Source organism: Bacillus sp. GW823-FHT06B01, from assembly GCF_058952315.1.
Genome location: NZ_JBXAHR010000003.1, coordinates 482,460 through 502,259, shown reverse-complemented (window position 1 = coordinate 502,259; position 19,800 = coordinate 482,460). Strand labels below are relative to the sequence as shown.

The 19,800-nt window shown below is 36.8% G+C and carries 18 protein-coding genes, 1 tRNA gene and 1 pseudogene; 8 read left to right on the top strand and 12 right to left on the bottom strand.

The annotated features are described in order from the left end of the window. Positions 1 to 179: 179 nt before the first annotated feature. Positions 180 to 252: transfer RNA gene (locus tag AC1Q8N_RS15740), tRNA-Val, on the top strand. A 62-nt stretch (positions 253 to 314) separates the two neighbouring features. On the opposite strand, the pseudogene AC1Q8N_RS15735 reads toward AC1Q8N_RS15740, so the two are convergent. The 7 genes and pseudogenes from AC1Q8N_RS15735 to AC1Q8N_RS15705 form a co-directional block, all read right to left on the bottom strand. Continuing rightward, positions 315 to 910: pseudogene (locus tag AC1Q8N_RS15735) on the bottom strand (hypothetical protein). A gap of 157 nt (positions 911 to 1,067) precedes the next feature. After that, positions 1,068 to 1,613, bottom strand: coding sequence for a hypothetical protein (locus tag AC1Q8N_RS15730; RefSeq protein ID WP_493521274.1), 546 nt, complete (start codon positions 1,611 to 1,613; stop codon positions 1,068 to 1,070). An 81-nt stretch (positions 1,614 to 1,694) separates the two neighbouring features. Beyond that, entirely contained in the window at positions 1,695 to 1,964 is a 270-nt protein-coding gene (locus AC1Q8N_RS15725; protein ID WP_098047518.1) for a hypothetical protein, read from the bottom strand. Positions 1,965 to 1,982: 18 nt separating this feature from the next. Beyond that, a complete protein-coding gene (locus AC1Q8N_RS15720) occupies positions 1,983 to 2,339 on the bottom strand; it encodes a hypothetical protein (protein ID WP_098077802.1) in 357 nt (118 codons plus the stop codon). Between the two features lie 134 nt (positions 2,340 to 2,473). Then, on the bottom strand, positions 2,474 to 2,656 hold the full coding sequence (locus tag AC1Q8N_RS15715; RefSeq protein WP_001178300.1) for a DUF3976 domain-containing protein: 183 nt from the start codon (positions 2,654 to 2,656) through the stop codon (positions 2,474 to 2,476). Positions 2,657 to 2,684: 28 nt separating this feature from the next. Then, positions 2,685 to 3,062 carry a hypothetical protein gene (locus tag AC1Q8N_RS15710; RefSeq protein WP_064476765.1) on the bottom strand — a complete coding sequence of 126 codons (378 nt, stop codon included), beginning with the start codon at positions 3,060 to 3,062 and terminating at the stop codon, positions 2,685 to 2,687. Between the two features lie 2 nt (positions 3,063 to 3,064). Next, positions 3,065 to 3,274, bottom strand: coding sequence for a helix-turn-helix transcriptional regulator (locus tag AC1Q8N_RS15705; protein ID WP_000428506.1), 210 nt, complete (start codon positions 3,272 to 3,274; stop codon positions 3,065 to 3,067). A gap of 823 nt (positions 3,275 to 4,097) precedes the next feature. Between AC1Q8N_RS15705 and odhA the strand changes: the two genes are divergently transcribed. The 5 genes from odhA to AC1Q8N_RS15680 all read left to right on the top strand — a co-directional run bounded on the left by odhA (position 4,098) and on the right by AC1Q8N_RS15680 (position 13,906). Beyond that, a complete protein-coding gene (gene odhA, locus AC1Q8N_RS15700; RefSeq protein ID WP_048545078.1) occupies positions 4,098 to 6,965 on the top strand; it encodes a 2-oxoglutarate dehydrogenase E1 component in 2,868 nt (955 codons plus the stop codon). Between the two features lie 132 nt (positions 6,966 to 7,097). Next, a complete protein-coding gene (gene odhB / locus AC1Q8N_RS15695; protein ID WP_000569906.1) occupies positions 7,098 to 8,357 on the top strand; it encodes a 2-oxoglutarate dehydrogenase complex dihydrolipoyllysine-residue succinyltransferase in 1,260 nt (419 codons plus the stop codon). 125 nt (positions 8,358 to 8,482) lie between these two features. Further along, entirely contained in the window at positions 8,483 to 10,402 is a 1,920-nt protein-coding gene (locus AC1Q8N_RS15690) for a putative thiazole-containing bacteriocin maturation protein (protein ID WP_048545080.1), read from the top strand. After that, positions 10,399 to 12,348, top strand: coding sequence for a TOMM precursor leader peptide-binding protein (locus AC1Q8N_RS15685; RefSeq protein WP_262720978.1), 1,950 nt, complete (start codon positions 10,399 to 10,401; stop codon positions 12,346 to 12,348). The genes AC1Q8N_RS15690 and AC1Q8N_RS15685 overlap by 4 nt, the downstream gene beginning before the upstream one ends. Before the next feature lie 16 nt (positions 12,349 to 12,364). Next, complete coding sequence (locus tag AC1Q8N_RS15680; protein ID WP_493521273.1) at positions 12,365 to 13,906, top strand: SagB family peptide dehydrogenase; 1,542 nt, start codon at positions 12,365 to 12,367, stop codon at positions 13,904 to 13,906. Positions 13,907 to 13,936: 30 nt separating this feature from the next. Here AC1Q8N_RS15680 and AC1Q8N_RS15675 read toward each other — a convergent pair whose 3' ends face one another. The 3 genes from AC1Q8N_RS15675 to AC1Q8N_RS15665 form a co-directional block, all read right to left on the bottom strand. Next, positions 13,937 to 14,347: a DUF3908 family protein gene (locus AC1Q8N_RS15675; protein ID WP_000996802.1), complete on the bottom strand. Its 411-nt coding sequence runs from the start codon at positions 14,345 to 14,347 to the stop codon at positions 13,937 to 13,939. 239 nt (positions 14,348 to 14,586) lie between these two features. Next, positions 14,587 to 15,075, bottom strand: coding sequence for a GNAT family N-acetyltransferase (locus tag AC1Q8N_RS15670; protein WP_262720980.1), 489 nt, complete (start codon positions 15,073 to 15,075; stop codon positions 14,587 to 14,589). A 100-nt stretch (positions 15,076 to 15,175) separates the two neighbouring features. Continuing rightward, entirely contained in the window at positions 15,176 to 16,510 is a 1,335-nt protein-coding gene (locus AC1Q8N_RS15665) for an FAD-dependent oxidoreductase (RefSeq protein ID WP_079245213.1), read from the bottom strand. Between the two features lie 199 nt (positions 16,511 to 16,709). Between AC1Q8N_RS15665 and AC1Q8N_RS15660 the strand changes: the two genes are divergently transcribed. Then, positions 16,710 to 17,138 carry a hypothetical protein gene (locus AC1Q8N_RS15660; protein ID WP_048545089.1) on the top strand — a complete coding sequence of 143 codons (429 nt, stop codon included), beginning with the start codon at positions 16,710 to 16,712 and terminating at the stop codon, positions 17,136 to 17,138. Between the two features lie 140 nt (positions 17,139 to 17,278). Here AC1Q8N_RS15660 and AC1Q8N_RS15655 read toward each other — a convergent pair whose 3' ends face one another. Continuing rightward, the gene (locus tag AC1Q8N_RS15655; protein WP_048545090.1) at positions 17,279 to 18,061 is read right to left on the bottom strand and encodes a zinc ribbon domain-containing protein; all 783 of its coding nucleotides are present in this window, start codon (positions 18,059 to 18,061) and stop codon (positions 17,279 to 17,281) included. Between the two features lie 196 nt (positions 18,062 to 18,257). Here AC1Q8N_RS15655 and AC1Q8N_RS15650 point away from each other — a divergent pair, with 196 nt between their 5' ends. Beyond that, positions 18,258 to 19,091: a hypothetical protein gene (locus AC1Q8N_RS15650; protein WP_493521272.1), complete on the top strand. Its 834-nt coding sequence runs from the start codon at positions 18,258 to 18,260 to the stop codon at positions 19,089 to 19,091. 14 nt (positions 19,092 to 19,105) lie between these two features. Here AC1Q8N_RS15650 and AC1Q8N_RS15645 read toward each other — a convergent pair whose 3' ends face one another. Further along, positions 19,106 to 19,789, bottom strand: coding sequence for a DUF2278 family protein (locus AC1Q8N_RS15645; protein WP_098077788.1), 684 nt, complete (start codon positions 19,787 to 19,789; stop codon positions 19,106 to 19,108). Between the last annotated feature and the right edge of the window lie 11 nt (positions 19,790 to 19,800).

The following is a 19,800-nucleotide window of genomic DNA, read 5'->3' as shown; positions in this document are numbered from 1 at the left end:
CTTTATTCGAACCCACTCTTCATTATATTCTCTCTTATATATTCCTTAATACACAACTAGCATAATTCCAACTACTTTCCCTTTAAATGATTAATATAAAAATGTTGTAAAATTTCAGTCAATTATATATAATTGCTTTAGCATACAGATTAAAGATGCTGTTACATACGCATTTTGAAGATCCCGTAGCTCAGCAGGGAGAGCGCCACCTTGACAGGGTGGAGGTCGTGAGTTCGAGCCTCTCCGGGGTCATAAAAAAAAGAAACCATATCAACCTTCTACGTGATATGGTTTCTCTTTTTTATGTAAGTCAATCACTTCCCACCAAACATCTTCTCCAAAGACTTCACATTAGCAAACAATACTTCTTTCAAGTTATCATCTGCAACGATTTTATAGTCGCCATCTTTGTTTTTCTTTAAGTTCAATGTAACTTCGCGAGTTGCCATGATTGCATCTTTATCTGATAAGTGTTTGACGATTGCTGATGTCATCGTTTTTCGATTGCTTTTTCAGACTGTTCTTTGTCTTCGCTAAATGCGCTAGCAAAGGCCATTGGCATAACTTCTCCCATTGCTTTTGTTACAGCAACAGATAGATCAGCAGATGTAATTTCCACTTTCACTTCTGCTTTGTCATCTTTTTTCGATACTTCTTCTAGTTTTTCAAATTTAAAGTTTTTTGTAATTGCACTTAGCATTGCTTTTGCCTCAGCATCATCTGTTTTTTCATTTAGTTTGTTAAATTCCTTGTCACTCTCAACAAATGTACGAGCCTTTTCTATATCACCTTTTTGTATCGCTGTTAAAAATTCTTCTGTAGTATCTTTCGGATTTGCACACCCTGCTAAAACGCCTACTGTTAATCCTACTACCATCATTAACAGTAATAGTTTCTTTATCTTTTGCATGATCATTCTCCTCTTATCTTTTCTAGTAAGTCATCACTATATAATAGTATAAAACTGACATTACAAACATTTTTTAGTATAGCATTTATATGATTCCTTTTCTATTCATTCCCAAAAGATAAAGAGCCTTGCAGCTTTCCTACAAGGCTCTTTTCTATCAATCCGTATCCGTGGCACAGATGAACCACATTTTCTGCTTCTTACTATCTAACACCATCCAAGTAGCATCCCACGCAACATCATAAAACCAATCTGTCCAAGGACTATAGCTTTCAAAAACTTTAATATCTTCGTATCGATCTTGGAACATATATTGACATAGATTAACTGCTAATTGTTTTGCGATAACTGGTCGTTCCTTACATGTTTCATATGCTCCGCCCGACAAAATTTGAGCGGCAATGCTACCATCAAGCATGACTGCCCATTGCTCTTTAAAACGAAACTTATATTTTTCTGACGTATGTATTTTTAACTCTTCTAAGCTATTGATTATATCTAAAGAGTTACAGATTCTTCTAAAGAAGTGCTCGTGTCCATCTTTCCAATATGGTACTTCTTTGAAAAAATTTTCGTTATGTACTTTAAAACAGCTTATAACCGCTCCGCCATTTACGTTTTGTTCCTTGAATGTATGTATGAGTTTCTCAATAGATGAGTCATTCGTTTCTATTTTTTCAAACGTTCCTGTTTTCCATCTCATAACGCCCACTACTCTCTATTAAAAATTTGTTTCTTCATTATAAATAGCAAAATAAAAACCAGCAACTTTAAGATTGCTGGCTTATCTCTTATTCATATTCGAAAAAACAATAACAATTGCTCCAATTATATAATGCCCCGCTACCATCCACATACTCCGATCAAAAATCATAAGTGACACCCAAAGCGATATATTAATAGCAGCAAATACTACATATAAAATGAAATCTTTCTTTTGTAGCGCCTCTCTATTCATTACAATGTAAATCGCACCGATAGGAGGAAGGATGAAACAAAGGAAAAAGACAAACATTTTTCTTAACGACCATAGATATGAAGTTACTGTCTGCATAGGAATCTCCTTTTCACTTTATAGTACTTTTAACATTAGCCTCACGATTCTATATTCTTCACCATCAGGCTCCTTTATGATTAAAGGTGAGTGAGGTTCTGTTTCTTCTATCATTGTGAATACTTCTGTTTTTTCTTGTACTATGTTGGATTCACTGTTTTTAGTAGGTTTTTTACTTGTTTCAATTTTCTTCGTTACTTCTCCAAGCCTTTGTCCAACTTTTTCAGCTTCGGCAGGTTCATTCGTAACGTAGTATTCTTGATCCTCCCATACTAACATAGGTGGCACTTGTTCTCGTTTGTTACATATTATATAAGTAATACTAGCTATAAGTAGTAGGCATGTTAATAAAAAGAAGATAGTTTTTTTATTCATATACTATGCTCCCTATCTATCATTTTATTAAATTATATAATATCCATTATATGTAGTAAATGGATGTCATGGGAATTTTCGGATTTTATATCAAAAAGAAAAACCTTACTACAGTAAGGTTCCATTTTTATATTCTATAGTGATTGATTTATTAAAACGATCATTACGATAATCGCTATAAACATAACGACTAAACAGCCGATCATTTTATAAAAGCCTCTTTTCGTTAACGTCCCACCTTGAACGTCTTTCCGAATAAATAAGAATACGGCTAAAAATAATACAAGCCCAATGCCAAAAGCATACATCATTTGCATATGTTAATCTTCCTTTCTCTCTTCCATCTTAATATCTTTTCGATAAAACAACAAATGAGATAAAAACTGTACTCATCGTAAGTGCCATAAGTATGTTTAATAGTTCAACCGCAGATAGTGTAATTACGTGTAGATTTAAACCGAAAGAGAAAAGAAGGTAATATGCCGTTAGCGCAAAAAAGCTGAAGAACATTCCTTTATAACGAATGAGTTTCATTCGCTCATCTTTTTCTTTAAATTGCGGATGTAAGTAACTTAAGCAGAAACACATAATCATCATCGCAAGTACTGTATACGTTGGAGCCGGTGGTGCGGAATGCGTCATTATGCCCGCTAATATCATGGTTCCACTCATAATAAAGAAAATAATTCCCATAATTAAAAAGTACTTTTGTGAATAATTCATCCCTATTCCCCCTCTTCTTTTCCTTCATAAATAAATACATGTTCTATCGTTGTCTGAAATGTTTTCGCTATTTCAAATGCTAATGGAAGTGATGGATCATATTTTCCTTTTTCAATTGAAATGATGGTTTGTCTGGAAACTCCAAGTTTCTCAGCCAATTTTTCTTGAGACAGTCCAAATTTTTTTCGGTATTCGACCATTTTATTTTCCAAGGAAATTTCTCCCTCCTCCCTTATATCGAGTATATATGTAAAGTAAACTTTACGTCAAGTTTCCTTTACATTCATTTTGTTTATTTTTCGTTCTATTTATATAGAAGGAACTTTTTCATTTTCAGCACGTCTATTTTGAAATGAAACATGGAACACTGTAATGAACCGTTACTATATCTCCTCCTCTCTATTTTTAAAATTTAATATCTCCCTATTTGTTTTATCCTTTTAAAATATTTCATTTATTTCTTTATTCCACGAAATGCGTTATTGGTTTTACGGTGTTTTTCGGCATATTTATAGAAACTAACTGTTTATGAAGCATTTTTTATGTTTAGCAACTTTTTTTGTAGAAATCCTTCACTTTCCTTTCAATATTTAACACTATCTAAATAAAGTTTACGATAAATTCATAATTTTTTATTTTTTATACTATATTCCGTTATATTGTTGTATAATATCAATGAAAGCGCTTATTATTTCAATATACATAATTCGAACTCTTTTTTATCGAAACATTCTAATTATTATACTTATATTTACATGCAACAATTTTAGTTATTTGTATAGGTATACCAAATATATCCACACATTTTTCTGTAAAATTACTTTATAACATGAAAGATTAACTTGGGTGATAAGTTATTGTGAATGTTTTTTTACAAAACAGATAAGTAATAGTGTTTGGTATTATGTAAATTATTGTAATAACATAAGAGTAAAGAAAACATTTACATTGATTATTGGTTCATCAATTATTGAAAAGAGCAAAATGCACCTTTTGTATGGAAAAAGGATTATATGCATTGGGAGGTTTAAACAAATGACGAGGAAGAATACAACGACAAACCCTTGGGCCAAGTTCCATGGTCCGAACCTTGGTTATGTTATTGAGCAGTATGATCTTTACGTAACTGGAGCAGGTTCTGTTGATCCGGAATTACAAGAGCTTTTTGAAATTTTTGGAGCTCCTTCGTTTCAAGATAATGTCGTAACAGGGGACAACACAGCAACACATTTTTCTCCTCAAAACACAGGGAACATTGAAAAAATTCTTAAAGTCGTTCAGCTTGTTGAACAAATTCGTTCTTTCGGGCATACGTTGGCTCACATCAATCCGATGGAAGATGCTGCTAATGGACAATCTCTTCTTGAGAAAGCAATGAACGAACTGAGCGATGCTGACTTGAAAGCGATTCCAGCAAAAACAGTATGGCAAGATGCACCAGAAGGTATTCACACTGCACTTGATGTAATTCATAGATTAAAAGACGTTTATACAAAATCTTTAGCTTATGAATTTTCTCATATACAAGATAGTGAAGAACGCGCGTGGTTGCATCAAATGGTGGAATCAAATTCATTGCGTCAACCACTATCAAATAAAAAACGAACTGCTCTTTTAAAACGTTTAACAGCTGTTGAAGGTTTCGAGCAATTCTTGCATAAAACATTCGTTGGGCAAAAGCGTTTCTCTATCGAGGGCGTTGATATGCTTGTACCTGTTCTAGATGAAATTGTTCTCGAAGGTGCAAAGGGCGGCGTAGAAGATGTCATGATTGGTATGGCTCACCGCGGTCGTCTAAGCGTACTTGCACACGTATTAGAAAAACCATATAGTCACATGTTTGCTGAGTTCAAACATGCAAAAATAGAAGGCGCAGTGGCAAATTCTGGATGGACCGGCGACGTGAAATACCATTTAGGTAGAGAACAAGTCGTTAGTAACGAAGAAGTTAGCACTCGCGTTACATTAGCAAATAACCCAAGTCACCTTGAGTTCGTTAACCCTGTTGTAGAAGGTTTTGCACGTGCGGCTCAAGAGAATCGTAAAAAATCTGGTCTTCCAGAACAAGATACTTCAAAATCATTCGTAATTTTAGTTCATGGTGATGCTGCATTCCCTGGTCAAGGTATTGTATCTGAAACGTTGAACTTAAGCAGATTGAACGCGTACCAAACAGGCGGAACAATTCATGTTATCGCAAACAATGCAGTTGGCTTTACGACTGATAGCTATGATTCTCGTTCTACGAAATATTCAAGTGACCTTGCAAAAGGTTTCGATATTCCGATTGTTCACGTGAACGCTGATGATCCAGAAGCTTGTCTTGCTGCTGCTAACCTTGCGATTCAATATCGTACATTGTTCAAAAAAGACTTCTTAATCGATTTAATTGGTTACCGCCGCTACGGACATAACGAAATGGATGACCCAGCAGTTACGCAACCACAAGTGTACAAAAAGATTAAAAATCACCCGACTGTAAGAGCGATTTATGCAGATCAATTACAAGCTGCTGGTGTTCTAAATGCAGATGAGGTTGAAACAATGACTCAGTTTATACAAGAGCAATTAAAATCTGACTATGCACAAGTACCGCCAGCTGATACGAGCGCTGCAACAATTGACGTTAAAGTGCCAGATGTTGTTGCAAAAGGCATTCAGCCAATTGATACTGGTGTTGAGATTGACTCACTTCGTGCAATTAATGAAGGTCTACTATCTTGGCCAGAAGGCTTTAACGTATATCCGAAAGTAAAGAAAATTCTTGAACGCCGTAAAGACGCTCTTGAAGAGAACGGTAAAATTGAATGGGCACTTGCTGAGTCATTAGCATTCGCTTCTATTTTACAAGAAGGTACGCCAATTCGTTTAACTGGTCAAGATTCACAGCGTGGTACATTCGCGCACCGTCATATCGTATTACACGATACTGATACAAATGAAACATATTCGCCATTACATCGCTTGCCAAACATTAATGCATCCTTCTCTGTTCATAACAGTCCGTTATCAGAAGCTGCTGTTGTTGGTTATGAGTATGGCTATAACGTATTCGCTCCAGAAACTCTTGTTATGTGGGAAGCGCAATATGGTGACTTCTCAAATACTGCGCAAGCATTATTTGATCAATATGTTTCAGCAGGAAGAGCAAAATGGGGTCAAAAATCTGGTTTAGTTCTTCTATTACCGCACGGTTATGAAGGTCAAGGACCAGAGCATTCTAGTGCACGTCCAGAGCGATTCTTACAGTTAGCCGCTGAGAATAACTGGACAGTTGCAAACTTAACGAGCGCGGCACAATACTTCCATATTTTACGTCGTCAAGCATCTATCTTAGGAACAGAAGCTGTTCGACCATTAGTATTGATGACGCCAAAGAGTTTATTACGTCACCCACTTACGCTTTCAACTGCTAGTCAGTTAAGCGAAGGACGTTTCCAACCTGCTCTAGAACAAGAAAACCTTGGCATGAAACCAACTAAAGTAAAACGTCTTGTTTTAAGCACAGGTAAAATGGCGATTGACTTAGCAGCAGAAATTGAGTCTGGTAAACATGAGTATAACTTAGATGAAGTTCATGTCGTTCGTATTGAACAGCTGTACCCATTCCCTGCTGAGAAAGTTCAATCTATTATTAAACGCTTTAAAAACTTAGAAGAAATTATTTGGGTTCAAGAAGAACCTCGTAATATGGGCGCATGGCATTACATGGCTCCAATTCTGTTCGAACTTGCTGGAGATAAAGTGAAAACAGGTTACATTGGACGCCCAGATCGCTCTAGCCCATCTGGTGGCGATCCATTCGCTCACAAAGCTGAGCAAGAACTAATTGTTGCACACGCTTTAGATGTGAAGTATAACTTCCGTCAAGATAAACAAGAAATTGAAGTTTTCAGCAACTGAAAGTAACAATGAAGGTTTCTAGCTTGTTCCCCGGGCAGATTTTCTGCCCAGGGGCAGGCTAACAAATGGAGATTACCGAAGACAAAAGAAGAAAAAACACACCGTTAGGCAAATAAGGGGAGGACATTTAAAATGATCGAAATTAAAGTACCTGAGCTTGCAGAATCTATTACTGAAGGAACTATCTCACAATGGCTTATCAACGTAGGCGACAAAGTTGAGAAAGGTGGCAGCGTTGTTGAGCTTGAAACTGATAAAGTCAATGTAGAAATCATTGCAGAAGATTCAGGTATTGTATCGAAGTTACTAGGCGAACCTGGGGATACAGTTGAAGTTGGTGCAACTATCGCAATTTTAGATGCAAACGGAGCACCAGTTGCAGTAAGTACACCTGCACCGGCTGCTGAACAGCCAAAACAAGAAACAACTGAAGCACCGAAAGCTGCGGCACCAAATGCTGAGCAAACTACAACTTTACAAGGTTTACCGAATACGAACCGTCCTATCGCATCACCAGCTGCTAGAAAAATGGCTCGTGAATTAGGTATCGACTTAAACGACGTACGTAGCACAGATCCACTTGGACGTGTGAGACCACACGATGTACAAGCTCATGCTGCAGCTCCAAAAGAAGCACCAGCTGCTCCAAAAAGTCCAGCTCCTGCTCCAGTTGCAAAAACGGAATTCGAAAAACCAGTTGAGCGCGTGAAAATGTCCCGCCGCCGTCAAACAATTGCAAAACGCCTTGTAGAAGTTCAACAAACATCTGCAATGTTAACAACATTTAACGAAGTTGATATGACTGCAATCATGGAATTACGTAAAGAGCGTAAAGATGCTTTCGAGAAAAAACATGATGTACGTCTTGGCTTCATGTCATTCTTCACAAAAGCAGTTGTTGCAGCATTAAAACAATTCCCATTATTAAATGCTGAAATTCAGGGCGATGAGCTTATCATTAAAAAATTCTATGATATCGGTATTGCAGTAGCAGCTCCAGATGGATTAGTTGTTCCAGTTGTACGCGATGCTAACCAATTAAACTTCGCTGAAATCGAAAGCGAAATTCGTAATTTAGGTATGAAAGCACGCGATAACAAACTTTCATTAAAAGAGTTACAAGGTGGTACATTCACAATTACAAACGGTGGTGTATTCGGTTCTCTAATGTCAACACCAATCCTAAACAGCCCACAAGTAGGTATTTTAGGAATGCACAAAATCCAAGTACGTCCAGTTGCAATTGATGCAGAACGTATGGAAAACCGTCCAATGATGTACATCGCTTTATCTTACGATCACCGTATTGTTGATGGTAAAGAAGCAGTTAGCTTCCTTGTTGCTGTTAAAGATATGCTTGAAGATCCAAAATCATTATTATTAGAAGGTTGATAGATTAATAATCTATTACAGGCTGTAGAATGAATTATTCTACAGCCTTTTTTTATTGCGTTCATATGGGACAAATTTCATAACATAAGCTAATAATGTATGCCTAAAACGTAAGGAGGATTAAAATGAATAACCTTCCAATTGATGCAAAACTTAAAGCAAATAAGGATACTTTTTTCCTCCCCGACTCAAACGGGGGTGTCTATTTTCGAAATAATGCCAGTTCATTTCGTATGGACGGTGATGGAATTTACAACTGGATTGAAAAATTAATGCCAATGTTTAACGGGAATTATTCTTTAGCAGAAATAACCGATGGTCTCCCTCTCCCCTATCAAAATCGTGTATTTGAAATTGGAGAGATTTTATATGAAAATGGTTTCGTTCGGGATGTAAGTCAAGATGCACCTCATGAATTAAATAGCGCATTACTTGATAGATACGCTTCACAAATTGAATTTTTAGAAGCTGATTCTCATTCAGGCGCTCTAAAATTCGAAACGTATCGCGCGGCAAACGTCCTTATAATTGGTTCTGGAGATATGCTTACTTCCTTAGTTTCTTCTTTATTAGAATCAGGATTACCTACCTTTCATTACCTTGTTACAGATTATGAGGAAACAAATTACGATCGCATTCATGAGCTAGTAGAACTTGCACATGAAGTTGATGATCATGTCCTTGTTCAGGAAATAGATACGACAATTGATCGTCCCCTGCATGAAGTGTTCGAGCCTTTCGACTGGATTTTGTATGTTTCTCAAAATGGAGATATTGAAGGCCTAAGAGCAGTTCACACGATTTGTAGAGAAGTAGGAAAGAACTTCATACCTGCCGTCTGTTTATCAGCACTTGGTATAGCCGGCCCTATCGTAACAGCTAATCGTGAAGAATGCTGGGAATCCGCATGGCATCGGCTACATGAAACGACTTTACAAAATGAACATTCATCAGCATCATTTTCACCACTTCCATCTGCAATGTTAGCAAATATAATCGTATTTGAATTACTTAAGCATGTCGCTGATGATTCCTACCGAGAAAAAGAACCACAATTCTTTTTATTAAATTACGAAACACTCGAAGGAGCATGGCATCCTTTTATAAAACATCCTCTCGCAACTGATGAAAGTTTTACAATTGATACGATAGAAAATCTTTCTGAACAACTTGAGCAGCGGTCCAACCAACATACCTCAACTGATTTATTCCGCTTTTTCGACTCATTAACTTCTAAAGAAGCTGGTTTATTCCATGTATGGGATGAACAAGATTCATATCAATTACCGTTATCACAATGCCATATTCAAGTAGCTACTCCACTATCAGATGGTCCTGCTTCCCTCCTGCCTCTTATGACTTGTGGTGGTTTAACTCATAATGAAGCGCGCCGAGAAGCTGGTTTAGCAGGAATTGAAACATATGTAGCGGAAATTATGCACCGCCTTATTCCTGAACATAATGATATCGGTATTGGCGCTGGAGAAACGATGACAGAAGGTGTATACCGGGCGCTACAACAACATTTAAATAATAAATTGTATGAGCGGCAGTCACATATGCTAGAAGAAATTACGACGATTGATTTAACTGCAATTCATGATAAACATTGTAGATTTTATTACGATGCTCTCTCTACAATTCATGAAACACCTAAAATAGCAGTAAGTGAAGAGATTCTCAGCTTTCCTGTCGTTTGGGTCGGTATAAATGATCGCTGGTACGGTGCATCTAATATTAATATGACGTTAGCCTTACGGAACGCACTACAACTATCACTACTTCATATTCAAAATGAAGAGACTCCTTACAGAGCTAATATCTTGCCTGAATCCTCTATTATTTTATATGACACGGATTCTTTTAGAGTGGAAATACAAGCGGAAGAAGAAGTTCCAGGTGTGCAATCTGTGCAGCTTGCCTTGCAACATTTAGAAGAACATAATTTTTATCCATTCGTGTTTGATTTAGCCATTGAATCATTTTTGAAAGAAAACTTAGATGGTGTGTACGGTGTATTAATTGCAAAGGAGGACAGTCTATGACTCAAAATATATTGCTTATAGGAGATGGCTTACTTGCAAACTATGTACATGATCAACTATGCAAACAATATTCTATCATTCGCCAACATAACCTTACAGAAGAACTCCCTGAAAATATTCATCTCGCTCTCGTATTACATGATGGCTCTCCTTCTACTATTCATCATGATGCCGAGCTAATGTTTCGATCGAATCATATTCCATGGCTACGTGCATTCACTTCATTTGGTGAAGGTATTATCGGTCCTTACATTCATCCTCTTGCAACTGGCTGTTCCAACTGCTCTGATGGACGCCGATTTATCGCTGGATTTGATCAACAAGAAATGTGGGCACTACAGCGGAAATATGCGTTAAAAGCAGATAATGTAACAAGGCGTGATGTACGTGCCACCCAAAATGGTATGTTACAAATGTGCCATCTTATTCGTGCAGAAACAGAGAAAATATTAACTCATAACCATTCTTCTTTAGAAAATGAACTCATTTTACTAAACTTACAAACACTGCAATGTACGCGGCATTCTTTTCTTCCCGATCCGCTCTGCCCTGTATGTAGCAATTTGCCTGATGATACGGCAGATGCAGCAACGATTTCGTTACAACCGAGCTTAAAAACAAGCGAAGCAACATATCGCTGTCGTTCCATTCATGAACTAAACACATTTTTAACGAGAGATTATTTCGATTATCGCGTCGGTATGTTGAACGGAAAAATGCAGCATTCTTTATTACCATTTGCTGACGTTATTATAAACATGCCATTAATGTTTGGAAACGAAGGTGTTGCAGGCCGAACTCATTCATTTGCAATGAGTGAAGCGACTGCTATTTTAGAAGGTTTAGAACGATATTGTGGTATGTCACCTCGAGGAAAAAAGACAAATGTACACGGCAGTTTTCGTGAGTTAGAGGATCATGCACTTAATCCCCTCTTGCTCGGTGTACATACAAATGAACATTATAATCGGAATAGTTTTCCGTTTAAACCGTTTGATCCTGACTATGAACAAAACTGGGTATGGGGCTACTCTTTATTACAAAACCGGCCAATTTTAGTTCCTGAATCAATTGCTTATTATAGCCTCGGTCATCGAGATGCTTTCGTGTATGAAACATCAAATGGATGTGCAATTGGTGGTAGTTTAGAAGAAGCAATTTTTCATGGCATTTTAGAAATTGTAGAGCGTGACGCCTTTTTACTCACTTGGTATGCCGAATTACCTCTCCCTCGCCTTGATCTTAGTTCAGCAAATGATACGGAATTACAATTAATGATTCAGCGGCTATACACGATTACTGGGTATGAATTACATGCTTTTAACGCAACGATGGAACACGGTATCCCAAGCTTATGGGTAATTGCGAAAAATACGCGTGAAAATGGAATGAACGTTGTTTGTGCGGGAGGCTCTCATTTAGACCCTGTCCGCGCTTTAAAGAGTGCCATTCATGAAATAGCAGGCATGTTACTAATAGCAGACGATGAACTCGAACAAAAAAGAGAGCATTACGAAAACTGCTTACAAGACCCTTATCTCGTAAATAAAATGGAAGACCATAGTATGCTGTACGGATTAAAAGAAGCAGAAGAACGTCTTCACTTTCTTTTACGTGACGATGCACCGATGCAATCATTCCAAGAAATGAATGCATTACAATCAGTTGATCTAGATTTAACATCCGATCTTCATCAACTTTTAAACCGTCTGCAGCAATCTGGACTTGACGTAATCGTTGTAAATCAAACAGTACCTCTTATAGAAAAAAACGAATTACATTGTGTAAAAGTCATTATTCCAGGCATGCTACCGATGACGTTCGGCCACCATCTCACTCGGGTTACAGGACTGGATAGAGTATATACTGTGCCGATGACACTTGGATATACAAACGAACCTTTAACGAATGAACGATTAAATCCACATCCGCATCCGTTTCCATAGTAAAGGAGGGGATTCTATGCAGCTGGATACTTTTTTACATCATCTTCATTTTTCTATAGACGAAATTATGCCAAACCATGAAGTGGACTGGGAAGATGCACCGCTCCCTTATAAATTATATCGAAATGTCCCTATCATTCCACTCTCTTTAGAAATCCCATTATCTTTACCTAACTCTTCTACTACACCTACTTTAAAAGAGATTGGTCATTACCTTTGGTCCTCATTTGGTTTAACACAGTTATGTCAGCTAAATAGCGAGAAAATTTTATTCCGAAGATCTATCCCTTCAGGCGGCGCTTTATATCCAAATGAATTGTATATATATTTAAAGATTGATGATTATCCACACGGTATTTACCATTACGACGCTGCGCACCACCGACTTATTTTACTTCGCGAAGGAAATTTCGATTCTTACATTACAGAAGCACTTGGCAACCGTTGTAACATACAGTCTTGTTTTGGCGCTGCATTCGTATCCACTATGTTTTGGAAAAACTACTTTAAATACAATAATTTTTCGTATCGACTTCAAGGATTAGATAGTGGTGTTCTCATCGGACAATTACTTGCATGTGCCAAACAATTCGGTTACAAAAATGGCGTATACTTTCAGTTTCTAGACCGGGCAATCAATCATTTACTCGGACTGTCAGAAGGCGAAGAAAGTGTGTATGCTGTCGTTCCTTTAAGTACAGAACCGCAAACGAATTGGTTTCACAATGATTACCGTGAAAATAAAACAGTTACTTCTCATGAGTTGTTACAGCAAATTCCGCCGTTAGCACACGAACATTTCGTTCGCTCAAAACATGTAAATGAATATCCAATGATAACAAAAATAAATGAAGCTTCTATGATTGAATCGACAGCACACTTCCAAACACTACATCATGAAGAGCACTATCAACATCATGCGCACGCTGTACAGTTGCCGCAAGTAGAACGGTTATCGTATGATTTCTTACAACTTTGTAAAGAACGGTATTCCCCTGATGCTGACTTCACTTTAACGAAATGGGATGCAGCAGGGCTCGCTACTTTACTACAAGAAGCGAGCCTCGCCTTCCCTTATTACAACGACCTTGATGGTAAGTATGTAAATGAAAATGCGCGCGTCTCCTTATATGGATGTTTTTATAACGTAAAAGATATAGAAAACGGCGCTTATTCTTATAACAGCAAAAATCATTCCATACAGCCACTTCGATATGGAGACCTTCGTTATCCCCTTCAATCCAGTATGACGATGGATAACGTAAATCTTTTTCAAGTACCGCTTTGCCTACATGTAGTCGGAAAGAAAGATTACTATACACGTGCATTAGGCTATAGAGGATACCGTATTCACCAAATGGAAGCTGGCATACTCGTTCATAACCTCGTTTTCGCCGCAACCGCGATGAGGATGGGCGGGCATCCATTACTAAGTTTTGATACAAATTCATGTGATCAGTTATACGGGATAGATACTGGAACTGAAACGTCTCTTATTCAAATTCCTGTTGGGGCGTATCGAGCACGGAATTGGTTAAAAGGGGATTTGCTTAATTAGAAGCACGCCGGTGGACGGCGTGCTTTTTTACTAGATTAATTTAAAAATACTCTTAATTTGTCTCGCGAATAACCAATTTTTCGTACCGTAGTTATCATTTAAACTATCTAAATTGATAGATTGTCCGTTAGCAAACTTTAATTCTAACGTTGTATTTTTGTCATTTGTTTTTAAGTTGCTATGTGTAATTGCTTCATACTTTAATTTTTCGATTTCAACATATTCATCTTTTTCTTGTCCAATCACGACATGATCTTGGAAGAAGAACAATACTTCTACTTTCTTACCGAAACAAAATACATTTTTCGTATAAATTAATGTCGCATTATCAAGTCCGACGCATACTTCTTTCATTTCTTCAACAACGTTTCCAAAGTCTTCTTCCTGTCTTGCGTTTGATTCAGCAATCCATTCTTCGATTGTTTTCATGTTAATTGCCATACTGTGCCCCCTGGTTCGTTCATTGCTTTATTAAAAAATAAATACTATATGAAAATATAAGCGATAAGTACTATGTTTTCAAGGGCGAACGGTATATTCGAAATAAAGTGAAACTTTAATTAGTAGAGGTTTTCTTCATCCCCCACTGATTATCAGCCCTCACTAATCGGGCTCTTACTGCCCGCAAATAGCGGGATAAAGTTAAATTTCAAATTAATCTATTAGAGGCACCGATTTCATTATATTTTAAAAGTTTGAACGAGACATTCTTCATCATCGATTAACTTTGTTTTTTCATCAAATTCGATGTTTAGCTCCCTATATACTTTCTTCCAAAAAGAAACAGCTGGTACATTTTTCACAAGTTCGATAACGAAATATTGTCCTCGTTTCTCTTTTAGTACATTCTCAATAACTTGTTTACCGATTCCTTTTCCCTTGTACTGATTCAATATGAAAATGTCATTAATACAAAAGTCATTTTCTTTTTTCAAAAATGGACGTTCCAGTAGTAATAAAAATCCTACAATATCATTATTACTTTTAATAAAATACGGAGTGATTCCGTCATTTTCCCAAAACATGTACAAATCTTTGTATTCAAAAAATCCATTTGCCCCAATCTTTATATTAGGAGTGAATGTAGAGAGGTCATGAAGATATAGTGCATATAAATTACGTAATATTTCTTTTTCTGATTCTTGAACTGTTTGAAGTGTTACAAACATTTTTAATGATCCCCTTCCCTATATATAACTATTTCCAATTCGCTTCTTTCGCCAAAAATAATGATTCCCCTTTAACGAAAAAAATAGCACTTAAAAAGTGCTATTCTGCTCTCCTTGCCGCTTGCTGAATTGGATCCCAAACGCTGTTATATGGTGGTGCGTAACTTAAGTCGACATCTTCTAAATCGTGAATGCTCATTTTATTGAAAAGTGCCATTGCGATCACATCAATTCGTTTATCTACACCTTCTTCTCCAATTACTTGTCCACCTAATAATTGTTTCGTGTCAGAACGATATAATAATTTCAAGTAAAGTGGTTTCGCATTAGGATAATAGCCCGCCATATTTGTGGAGTCTACTTTGACTGTTTTATACGGAATATGTAGCCCTTTTGCTTCTTTTTCATTTAAACCTGTTCTTGCGAGCGTCAAATCCATAAATTTAATAATGCCTGTACCTAACGTTCCTTTAAAAGCTCTTCGTTTATCAAGCATATTCAGTCCTGCAAGTCGGCCTTGTTTATTAGCAGTCGTTCCGAGCGGGATATGATCATGAATTTCCTTTATAACATGGTAATGTGTTGCGCAATCACCAGCTGCATATACGTCCTGCACATTCGTTTGCATATATGCATTTACTTCGATTGCTCCTTTATAATTTGTACGTATATTTGTTCCTTCAAGAAAATCAGTATTCGGCTTCACTCCAACCGATACTAAAACAAGATCTGCTTTATACGTACCTTTATCCGTTTCAATTTGTTCCACTCTTTCATTTCCTTTAAATGCTTTCACATTTTCATTCGTTAAAATTTCAATATTGTGTTTATCTGCTTCTTTATGTATATATTCAGCCATATCTGCATCATAAATCGTACCGATATGATCATTTCGCTCAATCATTCTTACTTTCTTACCAAGTTCGACGAATGTTTCTGCCATCTCCAGTCCAATCGCACCACCGCCAATAATGGTTACATCTTCAACTTTATTCGTTTCTAGCGTTTTTAATATACGCTCAGCATCTGGAATTGTTTTTAAAAGATGAACGCCTTGCAAATCTCGGCCTTCCCACTCTGGCATAACAGGACGTACGCCAGTTGCAATTAATAAACGATCGTACGGAAATTCAAAAATATCTTTCGTCTTCGTATGCTCTGCGTACACCACTTTCTTTTCCGTATCTACTTTCGTTACTTCATGTCGTACTTTCGCATCAATTCCATATTTATCACGAAACGTCTTCACATTTCGCGCAATTAATTTTTCCGTTGAAGCGATAGCACCACTAATGACATATGGTAACCCACACTGCGCGTACGAATAAATTTCACCTTTTTCTAACGTTACAACAGTTGCATTTTCATCGTTTCTAACAATTTGCATAGCTGCGCTCATACCAGCTGCATCTCCGCCAATAATGACATAGTTCACTTTACCACTCCTTCTTTTCTACATACTCTTTACGTTTTCCATATTTTTCAGAAATAACACCTACTTCCATTGTAAAGAAAGATAATTTCATCTTCAAATTTGGTGCACAAAACTATGCCTGAATAGGTAGCCGTCGTGTCTTATAAATAATATGTTTAATATGCTATAACAGTAACTATCGAAAGTAGGTGAAACATATATGTGTGCCGGCCTTCTCGCTCAAACTCCAGAGGAACCGCAAGAACCGAAACCCGCCGTGTCACTTGACCAAGAATTTTCCATTAACGCAACATTATACAGCGCTCGCGCTTGGTTATCTAATGATGAAACCTTCGCACAAACGATTTGGAAAGGCTCTCACTTCGCTTCAGCATCACACGCTGGCAAGTCTATCTTACCAATCGGTACTGTAAAAATTTTAAACTTATCTGATGATACAATAACAGTTACTGCATCATCAGAATCAGATGATGCTCTCAAAATAGTGGTACCGCCTCATTCTGAAGGTGTGTTAACATCTAGTGCATTATCTGATGTGCAAGCAAGTACATCAGGAGGAGCAAGTAAAGTCACATTCCTCTTTCATATCTTTTTTTCAAGGGATCCTGGTTCAGCTAAAAAAACATAGAAAAGGTACAGTTGTGCACTGTACCTTTTTCACGTGTTCTATTCTCTTGATTTGATTAGTTCAACATTATAAGATTCAATCTTCAAACTGAGTCCCACACTTTGTACATACATACATTCATTCATTCAACCACCTTTTCTTTAGAGGCCAGTTAATCCCTGTGTAAAGGCTCGAATTATCGTGCTAATGTAAGACCACAGTACAATGAATGTTGCAATTCCGATTAAAACATTTGCGATAAGAAGTGTGTAAATAGGATCTAATCCGCCGTTATCTAATTTTACTATAGCTACAATTATACTAATTCCCATATATGTTGTAGCCAACCCTAATAAGATTGGTAAGAAGATTAATAAAAAACTAAAAAGAAAAGAAAGAACTAATATAGCAATAGCTGGCGTCGCTATCGTTCCCCATATACCGAATACTTCAAGAAACGAAAAAGGTGATTTCATCATCTTACCACTTACAAAAATAATAAATCCGACAAATAAAGTTAAAATTAGTAAAAATAAAAAGACCTTTATAGACTCGCCAAAGAAAGAAGGCGTAGATACATCCGGTGCAAATGTTCTTTTAACATTCGCCGCTACGCTCATGATTCTATAAAAAATACACGCTCCTAAAAAACAAATAAGTACAAGGCTTGTAATTCCATTTCGCACTTCGATATTGCCGCTTTTTATACTGGCAGACGGTGATTTAAAAGCATTTTTAAAGAACTGAAAATAGCCACTCGCAAACCGCTTCGCCTGCTCTACCGTTTCATTGGGGCGAGTTTCCTTTGCCTTTGCTACGTGTGCTTGTTCTGGCCCTTCTTCTTGGCCACTACTTGCCACTACTTCCTCCGTCAACGAATGTCCACAATTCCCGCAAAACTTTGCCTCTGCTGCATTTTCCGTCTGACACGCAGGACATTTCATTCTCTTATCCCTCCTTGAGCAGATACCATATAGGGTGTTACAAATTCAATATATGACTTTGTACATAAAACATGACTACAAGAAAAAGATTTTGAAACCCTTCTTTCAAATGAAAATATATGTGCTAGCAATCTTGAGAAATAATGCTATTATGAAACAGAGCAAATAACATTTTTAACAGATTGGATGACAGGCAATGGAATTGGTAAACTCAATTTTTCAAATACTCCTTACAAGCGTAATCCAATTATTTTCCTTAATTGGCGTTATCATTGTAATTGGATTTCTATTAGGCTATTTAGAATCTCTCACACGAATGTATTGGTCGAGAGCTTTCGGAAGAAAAGGATTCCTTTTAACGGCTTGGATCGGTGTTCCTATTCATGAACTTGGACATGCCATTATGTGTGTACTATTTCGTCATAAAATTGTAGCAACGCAGTTTTTCCCAACAGATACAAGTCAAGGTGCTTTAGGCTACGTACAACATCAATACAATCAAAAAAGTGTATATCAACGAATTGGGAACTTCTTCATTGGAATCGGTCCTATTATTTCCGGTATTACTGCGTTAATCCTTTTAATGCGCTATTTCGTACCAAATTCATATTTCTTATTTAATACAACTCTCGAAAAAACAATCGCTTCTACTTCTATTAATATAGAAATGGTTCAAAACATACTTTTATCGACTTTTGTATTATTGAAAAGCTTATTTACAATAAGTAATTTATTAAATCCTTCTTTTTGGTTATTTTTATTTATCGCCATTTGTATTTCTGCACATATCGCTTTAAGTAAACCAGATATTAAAGGATCAATAGACGGTGTTATCGTCATGTTTATCGTATTATTTTTATTCAACATAATAGCAGGACTATTTCAGTACGACAGTAACCAGCTCCTTGGAAAAGTGATGAAGTATAATATGTACCTCATTGCGTTTTCTAGTGTGGCTCTGCTGTTCTCTTGTATTTCTACACTTGTTAGTTTGGGATTTTATAAAATAAAAGGAGGGCGTTCTTTTTGAACACCCTCTTTTCCTCAATTATTTCTCTTATAATCACACTGCTCAACCGGCACACGAGCATGTCCTTCTTCATCTGTACACCATGACTGCGACTGAAAGGCAAGAAAGATCCCGGTCCATTCTTCTTCCTTTTCAAAGTGAATGAGTATTCCCCCGTCTTGCCATATACCATTATCACCTTTCCATTTCTCTACATTCCCTTGATTCATGTGAATATCATGTATACCGTTTCCTGGTTTGAAATGAAAATAGGAATCTGGTGTATTTTCTTCTGGTCCCCATCTTTCACCGAACGCATAAATAGTTGCCTTTTCTTCTATCGCTCGTTTTATATAACGTTCTATTTTTTCGTTTAAATCATTATCTGTTCCTGCTTTTTCGGGAGGTAAAGGAATCATTTGTTTTGAGTCAAATAGATTTCCTCTTACATAATCTAAAGCCACTTTCGGCTCATTATTTTTTACTTCCGTAAAACCAAATGGTAATGTCGATAAAATATGAATCGCCTCTGACCTAATATTGTTACTCGCAAAATATAAAACTTCTGACGGATAACTTTGCGATTTTACGTTAATTGCAATACGATAATCTACTCCTGTCTCTCCCTGTAAATGAACTTGATAATGAGGTGTTTTCCCTTTTCCAATCTTTGATTGTATAACTGTACCTTTTAACACACCGTAGTTTTTTAGGGGCATACATTTCATCT

Excerpts from the sequence above, each read along its gene's own strand:
- AC1Q8N_RS15730 (WP_493521274.1), bottom strand. The coding sequence starts at position 1,613 with ATGAGATGGAAAACAGGAACGTTTGAAAAAATAGAAACGAATGACTCA.
- AC1Q8N_RS15725 (WP_098047518.1), bottom strand. The coding sequence starts at position 1,964 with ATGCAGACAGTAACTTCATATCTATGGTCGTTAAGAAAAATGTTTGTC.
- AC1Q8N_RS15720 (WP_098077802.1), bottom strand. The coding sequence starts at position 2,339 with ATGAATAAAAAAACTATCTTCTTTTTATTAACATGCCTACTACTTATA.
- AC1Q8N_RS15715 (WP_001178300.1), bottom strand. The coding sequence starts at position 2,656 with ATGCAAATGATGTATGCTTTTGGCATTGGGCTTGTATTATTTTTAGCC.
- AC1Q8N_RS15710 (WP_064476765.1), bottom strand. The coding sequence starts at position 3,062 with ATGAATTATTCACAAAAGTACTTTTTAATTATGGGAATTATTTTCTTT.
- odhA (WP_048545078.1), top strand. The coding sequence starts at position 4,098 with ATGACGAGGAAGAATACAACGACAAACCCTTGGGCCAAGTTCCATGGT.
- odhB (WP_000569906.1), top strand. The coding sequence starts at position 7,098 with ATGATCGAAATTAAAGTACCTGAGCTTGCAGAATCTATTACTGAAGGA.
- AC1Q8N_RS15690 (WP_048545080.1), top strand. The coding sequence starts at position 8,483 with ATGAATAACCTTCCAATTGATGCAAAACTTAAAGCAAATAAGGATACT.
- AC1Q8N_RS15685 (WP_262720978.1), top strand. The coding sequence starts at position 10,399 with ATGACTCAAAATATATTGCTTATAGGAGATGGCTTACTTGCAAACTAT.
- AC1Q8N_RS15680 (WP_493521273.1), top strand. The coding sequence starts at position 12,365 with ATGCAGCTGGATACTTTTTTACATCATCTTCATTTTTCTATAGACGAA.
- AC1Q8N_RS15675 (WP_000996802.1), bottom strand. The coding sequence starts at position 14,347 with ATGGCAATTAACATGAAAACAATCGAAGAATGGATTGCTGAATCAAAC.
- AC1Q8N_RS15670 (WP_262720980.1), bottom strand. The coding sequence starts at position 15,075 with ATGTTTGTAACACTTCAAACAGTTCAAGAATCAGAAAAAGAAATATTA.
- AC1Q8N_RS15660 (WP_048545089.1), top strand. The coding sequence starts at position 16,710 with ATGTGTGCCGGCCTTCTCGCTCAAACTCCAGAGGAACCGCAAGAACCG.
- AC1Q8N_RS15655 (WP_048545090.1), bottom strand. The coding sequence starts at position 18,061 with ATGAAATGTCCTGCGTGTCAGACGGAAAATGCAGCAGAGGCAAAGTTT.
- AC1Q8N_RS15650 (WP_493521272.1), top strand. The coding sequence starts at position 18,258 with ATGGAATTGGTAAACTCAATTTTTCAAATACTCCTTACAAGCGTAATC.
- AC1Q8N_RS15645 (WP_098077788.1), bottom strand. The coding sequence starts at position 19,789 with ATGCCCCTAAAAAACTACGGTGTGTTAAAAGGTACAGTTATACAATCA.